General features: G+C 72.4%; 1 protein-coding gene (running past both ends of the window). It reads left to right on the top strand.

Every position in this 18,559-nt window falls within one protein-coding gene, locus OG884_RS30775, for an SDR family NAD(P)-dependent oxidoreductase, read on the top strand. The gene is 35,637 nt long; 14,427 of those nucleotides lie to the left of the window and 2,651 to its right, leaving coding positions 14,428–32,986 in view, spanning codon 4,810 (complete) through codon 10,996 (partial); the first codon wholly inside the window starts at nt 1. Both the start codon and the stop codon lie outside the window.

Consider the following 18,559-nt stretch of genomic DNA (forward strand, 5'->3'; position numbering starts at 1 on the left):
CGGGTGGTGGCGTTGCGCAGCCGGTTGATCGGGGAGCGGCTGTCCGGGCACGGGATGATGCTGTCGGTGATGGCGCCGGTGGAGCAGGTGCGTGCGGCGCTGGCCGAGGGTGATCTGCTGGATCGGATCTCGATCGCCGCGGTCAACGGGCCCCGGGTGGTCACCGTCGCCGGCGACGGGGAGGCCATGCGGGTGCTGGAGCGGCGGTTGTCGGCCGAGGGCATCATGCGCTGGCAGTTGGCCGGTGCGGACTTCGCCGCGCATTCGCCTCAGGTCGAGCGGTTCCGTGACGATCTGCTGGTGGACCTGGCGGAGGTGGCGCCGCGTGCGGCGCGGGTGCCGATGCTGTCGACCGCGACCGGGCAATGGCTCGACGGCACGGAGCTGGACGCCGGCTACTGGTACGAGAACGTGCGGCGCACGGTGGAGTTCGCGCCGGCCGTGGGGCTGTTGCTGGAGGAGCGGTATCGGGCGTTCATCGAGGTCGGTCCGCACCCGTTGCTGACGTTGGGGATCGAGCAGGCGGTGGACGAGGCGGGGGTCACCGCGGTGGTCGCCGGGACGTTGCGCCGTGACGAAGGCGGGCTGGACCGGGTACTGGTCTCGGCGGCCGAGCTGTTCGTCCGCGGTGTGGCGGTGGACTGGCAGGCGGTGCTGGGAGGGGGCCGCCAGGTCGACCTGCCCACCTACGCCTTCCAGCACCGGCGTTACTGGCCGAGCGGAGTGCGGATCGCCGATGCCCGAGGGCTTGGCCTCGCCGCGGCGGGGCATCCGCTGCTGGGCGCCGCTGTCGGGCTCGCCGACTCCGACGGCGCACTGCTCACCGGCCTGATGTCGGTGCGCCTGCACCCCTGGCTCGCCGATCACGCGGTGGCCGACACGGCGCTGTTCGCCGGCACCGGGTTCCTGGAGCTGGCGATCCGGGCGGCGGATCAGGTCGGCTGCGACCGGGTGGAGGAGCTCACCCTGGCCGCCCCGCTGGTGCTCGCCCCGGACGGCGCCGTCGCCGTCCAGGTGGTGGTGAGCGCATCCGACGAGACAGGCCGCAGGAATCTCGCGATCTACGCGCGGCTCGCCGACGCGCCGGACCAGCCCTGGGTGCGGCACGCGGCCGGAGTGCTGGGGGTCGGAGCGCGTACGGCGCGGTTCGACACGGCCACCTGGCCGCCCGTGGGCGCGACGCCCATCGCATTGGACGGGCTGTACGACGACCTGGCCGAGGGGGGCGTGGTCTACGGGCCCACCTTCAAGGGGTTGCGGGCGGCCTGGCAGCGTGACGGGGAGATCTTCGCCGAGGTCGAGGTGCCCGAGGAGGTCGGCGGCGCCGGCCTGTTCGGCCTGCACCCCGCACTGCTGGACGCGGCGTTGCAGCCGGCCTCGTTCATGAATTTGACGGAGCCGGGCCAGGGGCGGCTGCTGTTCTCCTGGGGCGGCGTCTGCCTGCACGCCAATGGCGCTTCGGCGTTGCGGGTGCGGCTGGTCAAGACCGGAAGCGGTTCGGTGTCGCTGGCGGCGGTGGACGCCGAGGGCGCGCCGGTGCTGACGGCGGAGTCGCTGGTGTTCCGGCCGGTGTCCGCGGACCAGATGCTCGCCTCTGGCGGCCAGGGGCTGGAGCGGGACGCGTTGTTCGCGCTGGAGTGGGTGGTCGCGCCCACGATCGTCTCCCCGCTGGACGCGGTGGCCGGGCTGGACTGTGTCGAGCTGGACCGGTCCGAGCCGGGCCGGCCGGGACTGGGCGACCTGCGCTGGGCCGAGCCGGGTCAGGCCGAGCCCGCGGGCGGTCGCGTCTCGCTGGACCGGGTGCCGGACGTCGTGGCCGTCGAGATCGGCTCGCCCGTCGAGGCGGGCGGGGCGCAGGCGGCACAGGAGCTGACCGGCCGGGTGCTGGAGCTGCTGAAGCAGTGGCTGGCCGATGACCGGTTCACCGAGTCGAGGTTGGTGCTGGTCACCCGGGGCGCGGTCGCCGGCGGGGAAGACGAGACGGTCACGGATCCGGCGGCGGCCGCGGTCTGGGGGCTGGTACGCGTCGCGCAAACCGAGAATCCCGGCCGCTTCGTGCTGGTCGACGTGGACGAGCGGGAGAGCGGGCTGTCGGCGCTGCCCGAGGCGCTGGCCTGCGGCGAGCCCCAGGTGGCGATTCGCGAACACGTGGCCCGCGTTCCCCGGCTGGTCCGCCTGACGCCAGGCGGAGACGGCGCGCGGCGGCTGGATCTCGACGGCACCGTTCTGATCACGGGTGGTACGGGTGGTCTGGGGAGCAGCCTGGCCCGGCATCTGGTGGCCGAGCACGGGGTCCGGCACCTGCTGCTGGCCGGCAGGAGGGGGCTGGACGCTCCGGGTGCGGTGGAGTTGCAGGCCGAGCTGATCGCGCACGGGGTCGAGATCACCATCGCCGCCTGCGACCTGGCCGACCGGGACCAGGTGGCGGAGCTGCTCGCCGGCGTGCCGGCGGAGCACCCGCTCACCGCGGTCATCCACACCGCGGGCGTCCGTGACGACGGCATGATCCCGTCGCTGGACGCGCAGCGGCTGGCCAACGTGTTCGGCCCCAAGGCCGACGGCGCCTGGCACCTGCATGAGCTGACCCGGGATCTCGATCTGGCCGCCTTCGTCGTGTACTCCTCGATGGCCGGGCTGGCCGGCGGTGCGGGGCTGGGCGGTTACGCGGCGGCCAACGCCTACCTGGACGCGCTGGCCCAGCACCGCCGGGCCCAGGGCATGCCGGGCCTGTCCCTGGTGTGGGGGCCGTGGGCAGCGGATGCCGGTATGGCCGGAGAGCTCTCCGAGACGGACCTTCGCCGGCTGACGGCCGCGGGATTCCACCTGTTCTCCTTCGCCGAGGGCCTGGCGCTGTTCGACGCGGTCCTGGGCTGCGACACGCCGGTGGTCGCACCGGTTCGGCTCAACCTGCCGGCGTTGCGGGCGTTCGGTGAGGTGCCGCCGCTGTTGCGCTCGCTGGTGCGGGGCACGCGCCGTACGGCGGCGGCCCCGGTGTCGGGTGCGGACGGGGCGTTGCTGCGGCAGCTGGCCGGGCTGGCCCCCGCCGACCGCAGCCGGCTGCTGATCGAGCTGGTCCGGGCCCAGGCCGCCACGGCGCTGGGACACGACTCCCCCCAGATGGTGGAGGTGCGGCGGGAGTTCCGCGAGCTGGGCTTCGACTCCCTCACCGCGGTTGAGCTGCGCAACCGGCTGAACGTCGCGACCGGGCTGCGGCTGCCCGCCACCCTGGTGTTCGACTACCCGACCCCCGTGGTGCTGGCGGAGTTCCTGCTGGCCGAGCTGCTGGGTGAGCACGGTGACGTCATTGTGCCGACGGCGATCGCGTCGGTGGCAGACGACCCGATCGTGATCGTGTCGATGGCATGCCGCTATCCGGGCGAGGTGCACTCTCCCGAGGATCTGTGGCAGCTCGTCACCGAGGGACGCGACGCCATCTCCCCGCTGCCGGTCGACCGGGGCTGGCAGGTGAACGGCGACCTGGACTTCCAGGGCGGCTTCATGTCCGACGCCGCGGAGTTCGACGCCGGGTTCTTCGGAATCTCGCCACGTGAGGCCCTGGGGATGGATCCGCAGCAGCGCGTTCTGCTGGAAACCACCTGGGAGGCGTTCGAGCGCGCCGGAATCGATCCGCTGTCGCTGCGGGGCAGCGACACGGGTGTCTACGTCGGCGCCGGCGGTTCCGGCTACATCCCGTCGGACGAGGCCCGTGGCTTCATGGTGACGGGCCAGGCGGGGAGCGTGACCTCGGGCCGGCTGTCCTACACGCTGGGTCTGGAGGGCCCGGCGGTGACGGTGGACACCGCGTGCTCGTCGTCGCTGGTGGCGATGCACCTGGCGGCGCAGGCGCTGCGCGCGGGTGACTGCTCGCTGGCGCTGGCCGGTGGTGTGACCGTGGTGGCCACGCCGATGGGGATCATGGAGTTCAGTGCTCAGGGCGGGCTGGCCGCCAATGGGCGGTGCAAGTCCTACTCGGATGCCGCCGATGGCACCAGCTGGGCCGAGGGCGTGGGCGTGGTGGTCCTGGAGCGCCTGTCCGACGCGCGGCGCAACGGCCACCAGGTCCTGGCCGTCCTGCGGGGTTCCGCGGTGAACCAGGACGGTGCGTCCAACGGGTTGACCGCGCCTAACGGTCCTTCGCAGCAGCGGGTGATCCGTCAGGCCCTGGCCGGCGCGGGCTTGACCCCCGCCGAGGTGGACGTGGTGGAGGGGCACGGCACGGGCACGGCGCTGGGCGACCCGATCGAGGCGCAGGCGCTGCTGGCGACGTACGGGCAGGACCGGCCGGAGGACCGGCCGCTGCTGCTCGGATCGCTGAAGTCGAACATCGGTCACACCCAGGCGGCCTCCGGCGTGGCCGGTGTGATCAAGATGGTCATGGCGATGCGACACGGGGTGCTGCCCAGGACGCTGCACGTGGACGAGCCGTCCTCGCACGTGGACTGGGCCTCGGGCGCGATAGAGCTGCTGACCGAGCCGGCCGAGTGGCCGCAGGCCGATCACCCTCGCCGGGCGGCGGTGTCGTCCTTCGGGATCAGCGGCACCAACGCCCACATGATCATCGAGTGGGTCGAAACGCAGGACGCGGAGTCCGAGGGCCAGGAGTTCGAGAGCCGCCCACCCGCGTCGGACGCTGCCGTGCCGGTCCTGGTCTCCGGCCGGTCGGCGGAGGCGTTGCGGGCGCAGGCCGGGAGGCTCGCGGCGTACCTGGACGGCGAGCCCGGTCTGCGACTGGCCGATGTGGCGTTCTCGACGGCCACCACGCGCTCGGCGTTCGAGTATCGGGCGGCCGTGGTGGCCGCCGACCATGCCGGTGTGGGGGCCGGTCTGCGGGCACTGGCCGAAGGCCGGCCGGGTGCGGGCGTGCTGCAGGGGCAGGCCGCGGCCGAATCGAAGCCGGCGGTGCTGTTCACCGGTCAGGGCAGCCAGCGGGCGGGAATGGGCCGGGAGCTGTACGACAGGTTCCCGGTGTTCGCGGCGGCGTTGGACGAGGTGATCGCCGAGCTGGACCCGATGCTTGACGGGTCGTTGCGCGAGGTGCTGTTCGCCGAGCCGGGTACGGCCGAGGCGGAGTCACTCGACCAGACCGGCTGGGCGCAGCCGGCGCTGTTCGCGGTGGAGACGGCGCTGTTCCGGCTGGTCGAGTCATGGGGGGTCCGGCCGGAGGTCATGGCGGGGCACTCGATCGGGGAGATCACCGCGGCGCACGTGGCCGGGGTGCTGTCCCTGTCGGACGCGTGCGCGCTGGTGGCGGCGCGCGGCCGGTTGATGCAGGCGCTGCCGCCGGGCGGGGCCATGGTGGCGGTGCGGGCCTCCGAGGAGGAGGTCGCCGAGCTGCTGGCCGACCGTACGGTGTCGGTCGCGGCCGTCAACGGCCCGGCGTCCGTGGTGATCTCTGGGGATGAGCAGGCCGTTCTTGAGATCGTGGCCGCGCTGGAGGAGCGTGGGGTCAAGACGCGGCGGTTGCGGGTGTCGCACGCGTTCCACTCGCCGTTGATGGACCCGATGCTGGAGGACTTCCGTGCCCTGGCCCGGACGCTGACCTTCAGCGCGCCGCGGATTCCGATCGTGTCCACGGTGACCGGTGAGATGGCCACGGCCGAGCAGCTGTGCTCGCCCGACTACTGGGTGGAGCAGGTGCGGAGCGCGGTGCGCTTCGCCGACGGGGTACGGACGCTGCACCGGCAGGGGGCCACGGCCTACCTGGAGCTCGGGCCGGACGGAGTGCTCACCGCGATGGCCCAGGACACCCTGGCCGAGCTCACCGCGCACGACTCACCGGCCCAGCTCTCCGGCACCGATGCGGTACTGGTGCCGGTGCTGCGCGGGGACCGGGACGAGCACAGCGCGATCATGGAGGCGCTGGCGCGGCTGCACGTGCGTGGAGTACCGGTGGACTGGCAGGCGGTGCTCCGGGGCGGGCACCGGGTCGATCTGCCGACGTACGCGTTCCAGCGCCGGCGTTTCTGGCCCGACGAGGCCGGCTCCCGGCTGGGGAACGTGGCGGCCGCGGGTCTGGCCTCCGCCGGGCATCCGCTGCTGGGCGCCGCGGTCGGGCTGGCCGACTCGGCCGGAGTGCTGCTCACCGGAAGGTTGTCGTTGCGGTCACATCCGTGGCTGGCCGATCACGCGGTGTCCGGCATGGTGATCTTCCCGGGTACCGGGTTCCTGGAGCTGGCCGTACGGGCCGGTGACCAGGTCGGCTGCGACCTGGTGGAGGAGCTGACCCTGACCGCGCCGCTGGTGCTCGGCGAGCGGGACGCCGTCGCCGTACAGGTGTGGGTGGGCGCGGCGGCGGAGTCCGGCCGCCGCAACCTGAGCGTCTACGCCCGCCCGGCCGAGGCCGCCGACGAGGAGCCGTGGGTACGGCACGCCACCGGTGTGCTGGCCGTGGCCGATGGTCGGTCTCGCGCACTCGCCGACACCGCGGCCGGCTTCGACGCGGCGGTGTGGCCGCCGCGTGATGCGACGGCCATCCAGCTGGACGGCCTGTACGAGCAGTTCGCCGCAGGCGGGTTCCACTACGGGCCGGTGTTCCAGGGGCTGGGAGCGGCCTGGCGGGGTGCGGACGGTGCGGTGTACGCCGAGGTCGTCCTGCCCGAGCAGGCGCAGTCGAGTGCGGGTGCGTTCGGGGTGCATCCGGCCTTGCTGGACGCGGCGCTGCACGCGGTGACCTTTGTGGGGCTGGACGATGCCGAGGGCGGCCGGATGCCGTTCTCGTGGGGTGAGGTGTGCCTGCACGCCGGTGGCGCGTCGATGCTGCGGGTGCGGCTGGCCAGGACCGGTGGCGACGCGGTCTCGGTGATCGCGGTGGACGGCGCAGGGGAGCCGGTGCTGTCGGCGCGCTCGCTGGTGCTGCGGCCGGTCGCAGCCGACCAGCTGGCCGCCGGTAGCGGCCGCGACCCGTACCGGGACTCGCTGTTCCAGCTGACCTGGACGGCGTTGCCCGAGACACCGGCGGAGGCCGGCACCGGGCTCGACCCGGTCGAGCCGACCCTGGATCTGGCATCGGATCCGGAGGCGGCGCTGGCGGCGCTGGAGACGGTGCCGGAGACGGTGACCGTCACGGTCGGCTCCGCGGAGCAGGGCGACGTGGTCACCGGGGTTCACGAGTTGACCACCGCGGCGCTGGGCCTGCTGCAGGCGTGGCTGGCCGACGATCGCTGCCGCCGCTCCCGGCTGGTCTTCGTGACCAGGGGCGCCGTCGCGACGAGCGAGAGCGAGGCCGTCGCGGACCTGGCGGCCGCCGCGGTGTGGGGACTGGTGCGGTCGGCCCAGTGGGAGGAACCGGGCCGGTTCGTGCTGGTCGATGCCGACGGTGAGTTGTCCTCGTCGGTACTGGCCGGGGTGCTGGTCTCGGGTGAGCCGCAGGCGGCGGTGCGCGAGGGCGGAGTGCGGGTTCCGCGCCTGGCGCGGGTGGCACCGGCCGATGAGGCCGGACGGCCGTGGAACCTGGATGGCACGGTACTGATCACCGGTGGGACCGGTGGGCTGGGCGCGCAGTTCGCGCGGCACGTGGTGGCCGAGCGTGGAGTGCGGCACCTGCTGCTGGCCGGCCGCCGGGGTTTGGACGCCCCCGGCGCGATGGAGCTGCGGGCGGAGCTGATCGCGCACGGCGTCGAGGTCGGGATAGTGGCCTGCGATGTGGCGGACCGGGACGCGGTGGTGGAACTGCTGGCAGAGGTGCCGGCCGAGCATCCGCTGACCGCCGTGATCCACACCGCCGGTGTGCTGGACGACGGGACGATCCTGTCACTGACATCGGAGCGGCTGGACACGGTGTTGCGGCCGAAGGTGGACGCCGCGTGGCACCTGCACGAGCTGACCCGGGGCCTGGACCTGGCGGCGTTCGTGGTGTTCTCCTCGCTGGCCGGGGTGATGGGCAACGCCGGGCAGGGCAACTACGCCGCTGCCAACGTCTTCCTGGACGCGCTGGCCCAGCACCGGCGGGCCGCGGGACTGCCCGCGCTGTCGCTGGCCTGGGGAGCCTGGACCCAGGACGTCGGGATGACCAGCACGCTGGACGACACCGACATGCGCAGGATGGCGCGGGCGGGGATGCCGGCGCTGTCACTGGAGCAGGGCCTGGCCCTGTTCGAGGCCGCCACCGCGCTTGAGCACGCGGTGCTGGTTCCGGTCCGGCTGCACCTGCCGTCGCTGCGGATGCAGGGTGATGTGCCGGCGCTGTTGCGCGGTCTGGTGCGGGGTGGGCGCCGGTCGGCGGCGTCCGGTTCGGTGGTGGCCGCGACGTTGCTGCAGCGGCTGGCCCCGCTGGGCCTGGCCGAGCGCGTCGAGGTCCTGCTGGATCTGGTGCGGACCGAGGTGGCGGTCGTGCTCGGGCACGCGTCGCCGGAGACGGTGGAGGTACGGCGGGAGTTCCGTGAGCTGGGCTTCGACTCCCTCACCGCGGTCGAGCTGCGCAACCGGCTGAACGGGGTGAGCGGATTGCGGCTGCCGGCCACGCTGGTGTTCGACTACCCGACGCCGGCCATGCTGGCGGAGTTCCTGCTGGCCGAGCTGCTCGGTGAGGACGCCGACGTGGTCATCCCCGCGTCGGTGGTACCGGTCGCGGACGACCCGATCGTGATCGTGGGCATGGCCTGCCGTTACCCGGGTGGGGTCACCTCGCCGGAGGATCTGTGGCGGCTGGTCAGTGAAGGCGGGGATGCGATCTCCCCCTTCCCGACGACGCGCGGCTGGAGCCGTGGCTCCCTTGAGGGGAGCACCGAGGGCCGAGCCGTCAACTATGTGGAAGCGGGTGGCTTCCTGCACGAGGCCGGGGAGTTCGATCCCGGGTTCTTCGGGATCTCGCCGCGTGAGGCGCTGGCGATGGACCCGCAGCAGCGCCTGCTGCTGGAGACCACCTGGGAGGCGGTCGAGCGGGCCGGGATCGACCCGACCTCGCTGCGCGGCAGCCGTACCGGCGTCTTCGCCGGCGTCATGTACCACGACTACGCGACCAGCCTGCCGTTCCCGGCGGACGTGCTGGGCTTCATGGGTACCGGTACCGCGGGAAGCGTCGCGACCGGCCGCATTTCGTACACGCTGGGCCTGGAGGGTCCGGCGGTGACGGTGGACACCGCGTGCTCGTCGTCGCTGGTGGCGCTGCATCTGGCCGCGCAGGCGCTGCGCGGCGGTGACTGCTCGCTGGCCCTGGCCGGCGGCGTGACCGTGATGGCCACGCCGAGCCCGTTCATCGACTTCACCGGGCAGGGCGGCCTGGCCGGCGACGGGCGGTGCAAGTCCTACTCGGACGCGGCCGACGGCGCGGGCTGGTCCGAGGGTGTGGGCATGCTGGTGCTGGAGCGGTTGTCGGACGCCCGCCGCAACGGTCATGAAGTGCTGGCGATCGTCCGTGGTTCGGCGGTGAACCAGGACGGTGCGTCGAACGGGTTGACGGCGCCGAACGGTCCGTCGCAGCAGCGCGTCATTCGTCAGGCGCTGGCCGGTGCGAGGTTGTCGCCGGCCGAGGTGGATGCGGTCGAGGGGCACGGGACCGGTACGACGCTGGGTGACCCGATCGAGGCGCAGGCGCTGCTGGCCACCTACGGTCAGGACCGCGATGAGGATCGGCCGTTGCTGCTGGGGTCGATCAAGTCGAACCTCGGTCACACCCAGGCGGCGGCCGGTGCGGCCGGTGTGATCAAGATGATCATGGCGATGCGGCACGGTGTGCTGCCCCGGACGTTGCACGTGGACACGCCGTCCTCGCATGTGGACTGGGCCTCGGGCGCGGTGGAGCTGCTGACCGGGCAGGTCGAGTGGCCGCAGACCGGTCGTCCGCGCCGGGCGGGGGTGTCGTCGTTCGGGATCAGCGGCACCAACGCGCATGTGATCATTGAGCAGGGGCCCGAGGTCGCGGTGGTGGCTTCTCCGCAGGGCCCCGATGCGCTGCCCGGCGCCGGGACGGAATCGCCGGTGGTTCCGGTGGTGGTGTCGGGTCGTACGGGTGAGGCGTTGCGGGCGCAGGCCGGGCGGCTGGTGTCGTATCTGGAGGGTGAGCCTGGTCTTGGGCTGACCGATGTGGCGTTCTCGCTGGTGTCGTCGCGGTCGGTGTTCGAGCACCGGGCGGTGCTGGTCGGGCGCGATCGTGAGGGTCTGCTGGCGGGTGTCGATGCGCTGGGCGCGGGCGAGTCGGCGCCGCGCGTGGTTGCGGGTGTGGCCGATGTCGTGGGGAAGTCGGTGTGGGTGTTCCCTGGTCAGGGGGCGCAGTGGGTGGGGATGGGTGCGGCTCTGCTGGAGGAGTCGGCGGTGTTCGCGGCTCGGATGGCGGAGTGTGCGGCGGCGTTGCAGCCGTTCGTGGACTGGTCGTTGCTGGATGTGGTCCGGCAGACCGAGGACGCTCCGGGGCTGGATCGGGTGGATGTGGTGCAGCCGACCTCGTTCGCGGTGATGGTGTCGTTGGCGGCGGTGTGGGAGTCGCTGGGGGTTCGTCCGGACGCGGTGGTGGGGCATTCGCAGGGCGAGATCGCGGCGGCGGTGGTGGCGGGTGGTCTGTCGTTGTCGGACGGTGCGCGGGTGGTGGCGTTGCGCAGCCGGTTGATCGCCGAGCGGTTGGCCGGGCTGGGGGCGATGGCGTCGGTGGCGTTGCCGGTCGAGCGGGTGCGTGAGTACGTGGCGGTTTGGGACGGGCGGGTCTCGGTGGCTGCGGTGAACGGTCCGAACTCGGTGGTGGTGGCCGGTGAGGTCGCGGCGGTGGAGGAGCTGGTCGAGCGCCTTGCCGCTGAGAACGTGCGGGTGCGGCGGATCGCGGTGGACTATGCCTCGCATTCGGCGCAGGTGGATCTGATCGGGGAGGAGCTGGCCGGGGTCCTGGCGGGGGTGGCGCCGAGGTCGGTGCGGGTGCCGATGCTGTCGACGGTGACGGGTCAGTGGGTGGAGGGTGCGGAGCTGGGGGCCGGGTATTGGTGTGAGAATCTGCGGCGTACGGTGGGTTTCGCTCCGGCGGTGGGGGTGTTGCTGGAGCAGCGGTATCGGGTGTTCGTGGAGGTGAGTCCGCATCCGGTGCTGACGGTCGGGGTCCAGGAATGCGTGGATGCGGCCGAGGTGGAGGCTGTGATCGCCGGGACGTTGCGCCGTGAGGACGGCGGCCTGGATCGGGTGCTGGTCTCGGCGGCCGAGCTGTTCGTCCGAGGCGTGGCGGTGGACTGGCAGAGCGTGCTGACCGGTGGCCGGCGGGTCGACCTGCCCACCTACGCCTTCCAGCACCGGTGGTTCTGGCCTGATGGCAGTGCGGGTACCGGTGCGGGGAATGTGGCCGCGGCGGGGTTGGCCGCGACGGATCATCCGCTGCTGGGTGCGGCGGTGGGTCTGGCCGACTCGGACGGGGTGCTGCTGACCGGGCGGTTGTCGCTCTCGTCGCACCCCTGGCTGGCCGATCACGTGGTGGCCGGGATGGTGTTCTTCCCGGGTACCGGGTTCCTGGAGCTGGCGGTGCGGGCGGGTGACCAGGTCGGCTGCGAGGTGGTCGAGGAGCTGACGCTGGCCGCGCCGCTGGTGCTGGGCGAGGATGACGCGGTCGTGGTCCAGATCGCGGTGGGTGCGCCGGAGGAGACCGGCCGACGTGCGGTGAACGTCTATTCCCGGCCGGCGCAGGCCGGTGACGATGTGCCGTGGGTGCGGCACGCCACCGGCACGCTCGCCACGGGCAGCCGGACCGTCGCGCCGTTCGACACGGCGGTGTGGCCCCCGGCCGGCGCGACCGCGATCGCGCTGGACGGCATCTACGACGAGCTGGCCACCCGAGGGCTGGGGTACGGTCCGGTGTTCCAGGGGCTGCAGGCCGCATGGCAGCGCGATGGAGAGATCTTCGCCGAGGTCGCGCTGCCCGAGCAGGCGGCGTCGAACGCGGGTTCGTTCGGAGTGCATCCGGCTCTGCTGGACGCGGCGTTGCACGCGGTGAGCTTCGCCGGCTTGGACGTGGTCGAGGGTGGTTGGCTGCCGTTCTCCTGGGGAGAGGTGTGCCTGCACGCGAGTGGGGCGGCACTGCTGCGGGTGCGGCTGACCAGGACGGGTACCGACTCGGTCTCCCTGACGGCGGTGGACCTGGCGGGGGAGCCGGTGCTGTCGGCGAGGTCGCTGATCGTGCGTCCCTTCACGCCCGACCAGCTTGTCGGCGCCGGCGGCAGCCGTGGAGTGGAGCGGGATTCCCTGTTCGGGCTGGACTGGATCTCGCTGCCGGAGGTGCTGGACTCGAAGACCGATGCGAGTGTGGTCGAGCTGACCGGAGAGCTCGCCTCGCTGGATTCGGTGCCGGATGTGGTCATGGTCGCCGTGGGATCGGCCGATGCCGAGAACGTGGTGGAGTCGACGCACGCGCTGGTCGCAGATGTCCTGGGCCTGCTGCAGCGGTGGTTGGCCGATGAGCGGTTCGAGACGTCGCGGCTGGTGTTCGTCACCCGGGGTGCGGTCGAGGCGCGGGAAGGCGATGTGGTCGCCGATCTGGCGGCCGCGGCGGTGTGGGGCCTGGTCCGGTCGGCCCAATGGGAGAACCCGGGCCGGTTCGTGCTGGTCGATGCCGACGGTGAGTTGTCCTCGTCGGTACTGGCCGGGATGCTGGTCTCGGGTGAGCCGCAGGCGGCGGTGCGCGAGGGCGGGGTGCGGGTTCCGCGCCTGGCGCGGGTGACACCGGCCGAGGAGGCCGAACGGTCGTGGGAGCCCGAGGGGACGGTTCTGATCACCGGTGGCACCGGCGGCTTGGGCGGCAGTCTGGCCCGGCATCTGGTGGCCGAGCGGGGGGTGCGGCATCTGCTGCTGACCAGTCGCCGGGGCCTGGATGCTCCGGGTGCGCTGGAGTTGCGGGCCGAGCTGATCGCGCACGGGGTCGAGGTGGACATCGCCGCCTGTGACATGGCGGATCGGGATCAGGTGGCGGCCCTGCTGGCCGGTGTGGATGCCGGGCATCCGCTGACCGCGGTGATCCACACCGCCGGTGTGCTGGAGGACGCGACGATCCCGTCGCTGAGTCTGGAGCGGCTGGGCAGGGTCCTGCGGCCCAAGGTCGACGCCGCCTGGCATCTGCACGAGCTGACCCGGGATCTGGACCTCGCGGCGTTCATCACGTACTCATCGCTGTCGGGTGTCATGGGAGCACCCGGGCAGGGGAACTACGCGGCTGCGAACACATTCCTCAATGCCTTGGCGCAGGCGCGCCGGGCCGAGGGGCTGCCCGCATTGTCGCTGTCCTGGGGTGCCTGGACCCAGGACACCGGAATGACCGGAACGCTGAGCGACGCCGACATGCGGCGGATCACCCGGACGGGCATGCCGCCGCTGTCGGTGGAGCAGGGGCTGGCGCTGTTCGACGCCGCCGGTCGGGTGGCCCGGCCGGTGGTGATCCCGCTCCGGCTGGAGCTGGCGGTGCTGCGCGCGCAGGGTGAGGTCTCGCCGCTGTTGCGGGGTCTGGTGCGGGGCGGTCGGCGGTCGGCGGCGTCCGGTTCGGTGGTGGCGGCGACGTTGCTGCAGCGGCTGGCTCCGCTGGGGGCGGCCGAGCGTGCCGAGGTCCTGGTGGACCTGGTGCGCATCGAGGTGGCCATGGTGCTGGGGCATGTCTCGCCGGAGACGGTGGAGGTGCGGCGGGAGTTCCGCGAGCTGGGCTTCGACAGTCTTACCGCGGTCGAGTTGCGCAACCGGCTGAACGCCGCGACCGGGCTGCGGTTGCCGTCCACGCTGGTGTTCGACTACCCGACACCGACCGTGCTGGCGGACTTCCTGCTGGCCGAGTTGCTCGGCGAGCACGCCGACGCGATCATTCCGGCGCCCGTCATGCCGCTGAGCGACGACCCGATCGTGATCGTGGGCATGGCCTGCCACTTCCCGGGTGAGGTCGACTCTCCGGAGGATCTATGGCGGCTGGTCTCCGAGGACGGGGATGCGATCTCCGAGTTCCCGACCACGCGCGGCTGGGATCTGGGGGCGCTGTACAACCCGGATCCGGAGAGCCGGGGTACCAGCTATGTGCGCGAGGGTGGCTTCCTGGAGAGCGCCACGCAGTTCGATCCGGGGTTCTTCGGGATCTCGCCGCGTGAGGCGCTGGCGATGGACCCGCAGCAGCGCCTGCTGCTGGAGACGTCGTGGGAGGCTTTCGAACGGACGGGCATGGACCCGGTCTCGTTGCGCGGCAGCCGTACCGGTGTGTTCGCCGGCATCTTCTACCACGACTACGGGATGAGCGCCGAGTTCCCGCCGGAGGCCATGGGCTTCATTGGTACCGGTACGGCGGGAAGCGTCGCGACCGGCCGCATTTCGTACGCGCTGGGCCTGGAGGGTCCGGCGGTGACGGTGGACACCGCGTGTTCGTCGTCGCTGGTGGCGCTGCACATGGCGGCGCAGGCGCTGCGTTCGGGTGACTGCGATCTGGCGCTTGCGGGTGGCGCGACCGTGATGGCCACCCCGGTGGCGTTCATCGACTTCAGCACTCAGGGAGGGCTGTCGCCCGATGGCCGGTGCAAGTCCTTCGCTGACACCGCGGACGGCACCAGCTATTCCGAGGGTGTGGGCATGCTGGTGCTGGAGCGGTTGTCGGACGCCCGCCGCAACGGTCATGAAGTGCTGGCGATCGTCCGTGGTTCGGCGGTGAACCAGGACGGTGCGTCGAACGGGTTGACGGCGCCGAACGGTCCGTCGCAGCAGCGGGTGATCCGTCAGGCGCTGGCCGGTGCGAGGTTGTCGCCGGCCGAGGTGGATGCGGTCGAGGGGCACGGGACCGGTACGACGCTGGGTGACCCGATCGAGGCGCAGGCGCTGCTGGCCACCTACGGTCAGGACCGCGATGAGGATCGGCCGTTGCTGCTGGGGTCGATCAAGTCGAACCTCGGTCACACCCAGGCGGCGGCCGGTGCGGCCGGTGTGATCAAGATGATCATGGCGATGCGGCACGGTGTGCTGCCCCGGACGTTGCACGTGGACACGCCGTCCTCGCATGTGGACTGGGCCTCGGGCGCGGTGGAGCTGCTGACCGGGCAGGTCGAGTGGCCGCAGACCGGTCGTCCGCGCCGGGCGGGGGTGTCGTCGTTCGGGATCAGCGGCACCAACGCGCATGTGATCATTGAGCAGGGGCCCGAGGTCGCGGTGGTGGCTTCTCCGCAGGGCCCCGATGCGCTGCCCGGCGCCGGGACGGAATCGCCGGTGGTTCCGGTGGTGGTGTCGGGTCGTACGGGTGAGGCGTTGCGGGCGCAGGCCGGGCGGCTGGTGTCGTATCTGGAGGGTGAGCCTGGTCTTGGGCTGACCGATGTGGCGTTCTCGCTGGTGTCGTCGCGGTCGGTGTTCGAGCACCGGGCGGTGCTGGTCGGGCGCGATCGTGAGGGTCTGCTGGCGGGTGTCGGTGCGCTGGGCGCGGGCGAGTCGGTGCCCGGTGTGGTCCAGGGCGTGGCCGATGTCGTGGGGAAGTCGGTGTGGGTGTTCCCTGGTCAGGGGGCGCAGTGGGTGGGGATGGGTGCGGCTCTGCTGGAGGAGTCGGCGGTGTTCGCGGCTCGGATGGCGGAGTGTGCGGCGGCGTTGCAGCCGTTCGTGGACTGGTCGTTGCTGGATGTGGTCCGGCAGACCGAGGACGCTCCGGGGCTGGATCGGGTGGATGTGGTGCAGCCGACCTCGTTCGCGGTGATGGTGTCGTTGGCGGCGGTGTGGGAGTCGCTGGGGGTTCGTCCGGACGCGGTGGTGGGGCATTCGCAGGGCGAGATCGCGGCGGCGGTGGTGGCGGGTGGTCTGTCGTTGTCGGACGGTGCGCGGGTGGTGGCGTTGCGCAGCCGGTTGATCGCCGAGCGGTTGGCCGGGCTGGGGGCGATGGCGTCGGTGGCGTTGCCGGTCGAGCGGGTGCGTGAGTACGTGGCGGTTTGGGACGGGCGGGTCTCGGTGGCTGCGGTGAACGGTCCGAACTCGGTGGTGGTGGCCGGTGAGGTCGCGGCGGTGGAGGAGCTGGTCGAGCGCCTTGCCGCTGAGAACGTGCGGGTGCGGCGGATCGCGGTGGACTATGCCTCGCATTCGGCGCAGGTGGATCTGATCGGGGAGGAGCTGGCCGGGGTCCTGGCGGGGGTGGCGCCGGGGCCGGTGCGGGTGCCGATGCTGTCGACGGTGACGGGTCAGTGGGTGGAGGGTGCGGAGCTGGGGGCCGGGTATTGGTGTGAGAATCTGCGGCGTACGGTGGGTTTCGCTCCGGCGGTGGGGGTGTTGCTGGAGCAGCGGTATCGGGTGTTCGTGGAGGTGAGTCCGCATCCGGTGCTGACGGTCGGGGTCCAGGAATGCGTGGATGCGGCCGAGGTGGAGGCTGTGATCGCCGGGACGTTGCGCCGTGAGGACGGCGGCCTGGATCGGGTGCTGGTCTCGGCGGCGGAGCTGTTCGTCCGTGGCGTGGCGGTGGACTGGCAGAGCGTGCTGACCGGTGGCCGGCGGGTCGACCTGCCCACCTACGCCTTCCAGCACCAGCGGTTCTGGCCGAACGCCAAACAGAGCGGTGATGCCCGGGTGCTGGGTCTGGCCGCGACGGATCATCCGCTGCTGGGTGCGGTGGTGGGTCTGGCCGACTCGGACGGGGTGGTGCTGACGGGCCGCTTGTCGCTCTCGTCGCAGCCGTGGCTGGCCGATTACGTGGTGGCGGGCTCGGTGGTGGTGCCGGGTGCGGCGTTCGTGGAGCTGGCGGTGCGGGCGGGTGACCAGGTCGGCTGCGAGGTGGTCGAGGAGCTGACGCTGGCCGCGCCGCTGGTGCTGGGCGAGGATGACGCGGTCGTGATCCAGATCGCGGTGGGTGCGCCGGAGGAGACCGGCCGCCGAACCTTGAGCGTGTACGCCCGTCCGGCGGACGTGGCCGAGGAGGTGCCGTGGGCGCGGCACGCGACCGGCACGTTGGCGACCGGGGTGGCGGAGGTCGTGCCGTTCGACGCGGCGACATGGCCGCCGGCCGGGGCGACCGCGATCGAGCTGGAGGGGCTGTACGAGGAGCTGGCCGAGGACGGCTTCGCCTACGGCCCGGCGTTCCAAGGACTGCGGGCGGCCTGGCGACGCGACGGTGAGGTGTTCGCCGAGCTGAGGTTGCCGGAGCAGATCGGTGGGGCGGTTTCGTTCGGGCTGCATCCGGCTCTGCTGGACGCGGCGCTGCACGCGGTGGCCTTCGCCGGGCTGGAGCCGGTGGAGGGCGGCCGGTTGCCGTTCTCGTGGGAGCAGGTGTGCCTGCACGCGGGTGGTGCGTCGGTGTTGCGGGTGCGGCTGACCAGGACAGGGCCGGACGCGGTGTCGCTGAGCGCGGTGGACGCGGCCGGGGAGCCGGTGCTGTCGGTGCGCTCGGTGGTGCTGCGGCCGGTCCCGGCCGAGCGGCTGGCGGTCTCCGATGGTCGCGGGGTCGGTCAGGACGCGTTGTTCCGGGTGGAATGGGTGCCCGTGAGCGGTATGCCGGAGGCCGCCCAGGTGCCGTCGATGCCGGTGGCGGTGCTGGGTGCGGACGCGTTGGGGGTTGCCCCCGTATGGCGGGCGGCCGGGGAAGCAGGCGGTCTTGCGGTGCCGGTGCACGCGGAGCTGTCGTCGCTGGCTGAGGCGGGTGCGGTGCCGGCGGTGGTGCTGGTGGAGGTGGTCTCGGATCCGGTGGGCGGGGTGGTGGAGTCGGCGCATGCGCTGACCGTCCGCGTGCTGGATCTGTTGCAGGGGTGGCTGGCCGAGGAGCGGTTCGCCGACTCGCGGCTGGTGTTCCTCACCCGGGGCGCGGTGGCGACCGGTGCCGGTGTGGAGGATGAAGCGGTGCCGGACCCGGTCGTGGCGGCGGCGCGAGGGCTTGTCCGCAGCGCTCAGTCGGAGAACCCGGGCCGGTTCGTGCTGGTCGATGTGGACGGGCAGGAGTCCTCGCTGCTCTCCTTGCTCGATGTGCTGCCGGGGCTGCTGGCGTCAGGTGAGCCGCAGGTGGCGGTGCGCGGGGGCGAGGTGCGGGTGCCGCGCCTGGCGCGGGTGACGCCCGGCTCTGAGCACGGCGTTGACCTCGAGGCTCGCTCCGGCTCTGGTCTGGATGAGGATCGGGCCTGGGATCCGGAGGGGACAGTGTTGATCACCGGTGGTACCGGTGGTCTGGGCGCGCTGTTCGCGCGGCACGTGGTGGCCGAGCGGGGTGTGCGGCATCTGCTGCTGACCAGCCGCCGGGGCCTGGACGCTCCGGGTGCGCTGGAGTTGCGGGCCGAGCTGATCGCGCACGGGGTCGAGGTCGAGATCGCGGCCTGCGATGGGGCCGACCGTGACCAGGTGGCGGCGCTGCTGGCTCGGGTGGACGCCGGGCATCCGCTGACCGCGGTGATCCACACCGCCGGTGTGCTGGCCGATGGCACGATTCCGTCGCTGACGCCGGAGCGGCTGGATGCGGTGCTGCGGCCGAAGGCGGACGCGGCCTGGCACCTGCACGAACTCACCCAGGACCGGGACCTTGCGGCGTTTGTCGTGTTCTCCTCCATGGCGGGGGTGATGGGCAACGCGGGTCAGGGCAACTACGCGGCGGCGAACGCGTTCCTCGACGCGCTGGCCCAGCTGCGCCGGGCCGAAGGGCTGCCGGGAGTGTCGCTGGCGTGGGGCTTGTGGGCGCAGGAGACCGGGATGA

Source organism: Streptosporangium sp. NBC_01755, from assembly GCF_035917995.1.
In the GTDB taxonomy this organism is placed as follows: domain Bacteria; phylum Actinomycetota; class Actinomycetes; order Streptosporangiales; family Streptosporangiaceae; genus Streptosporangium.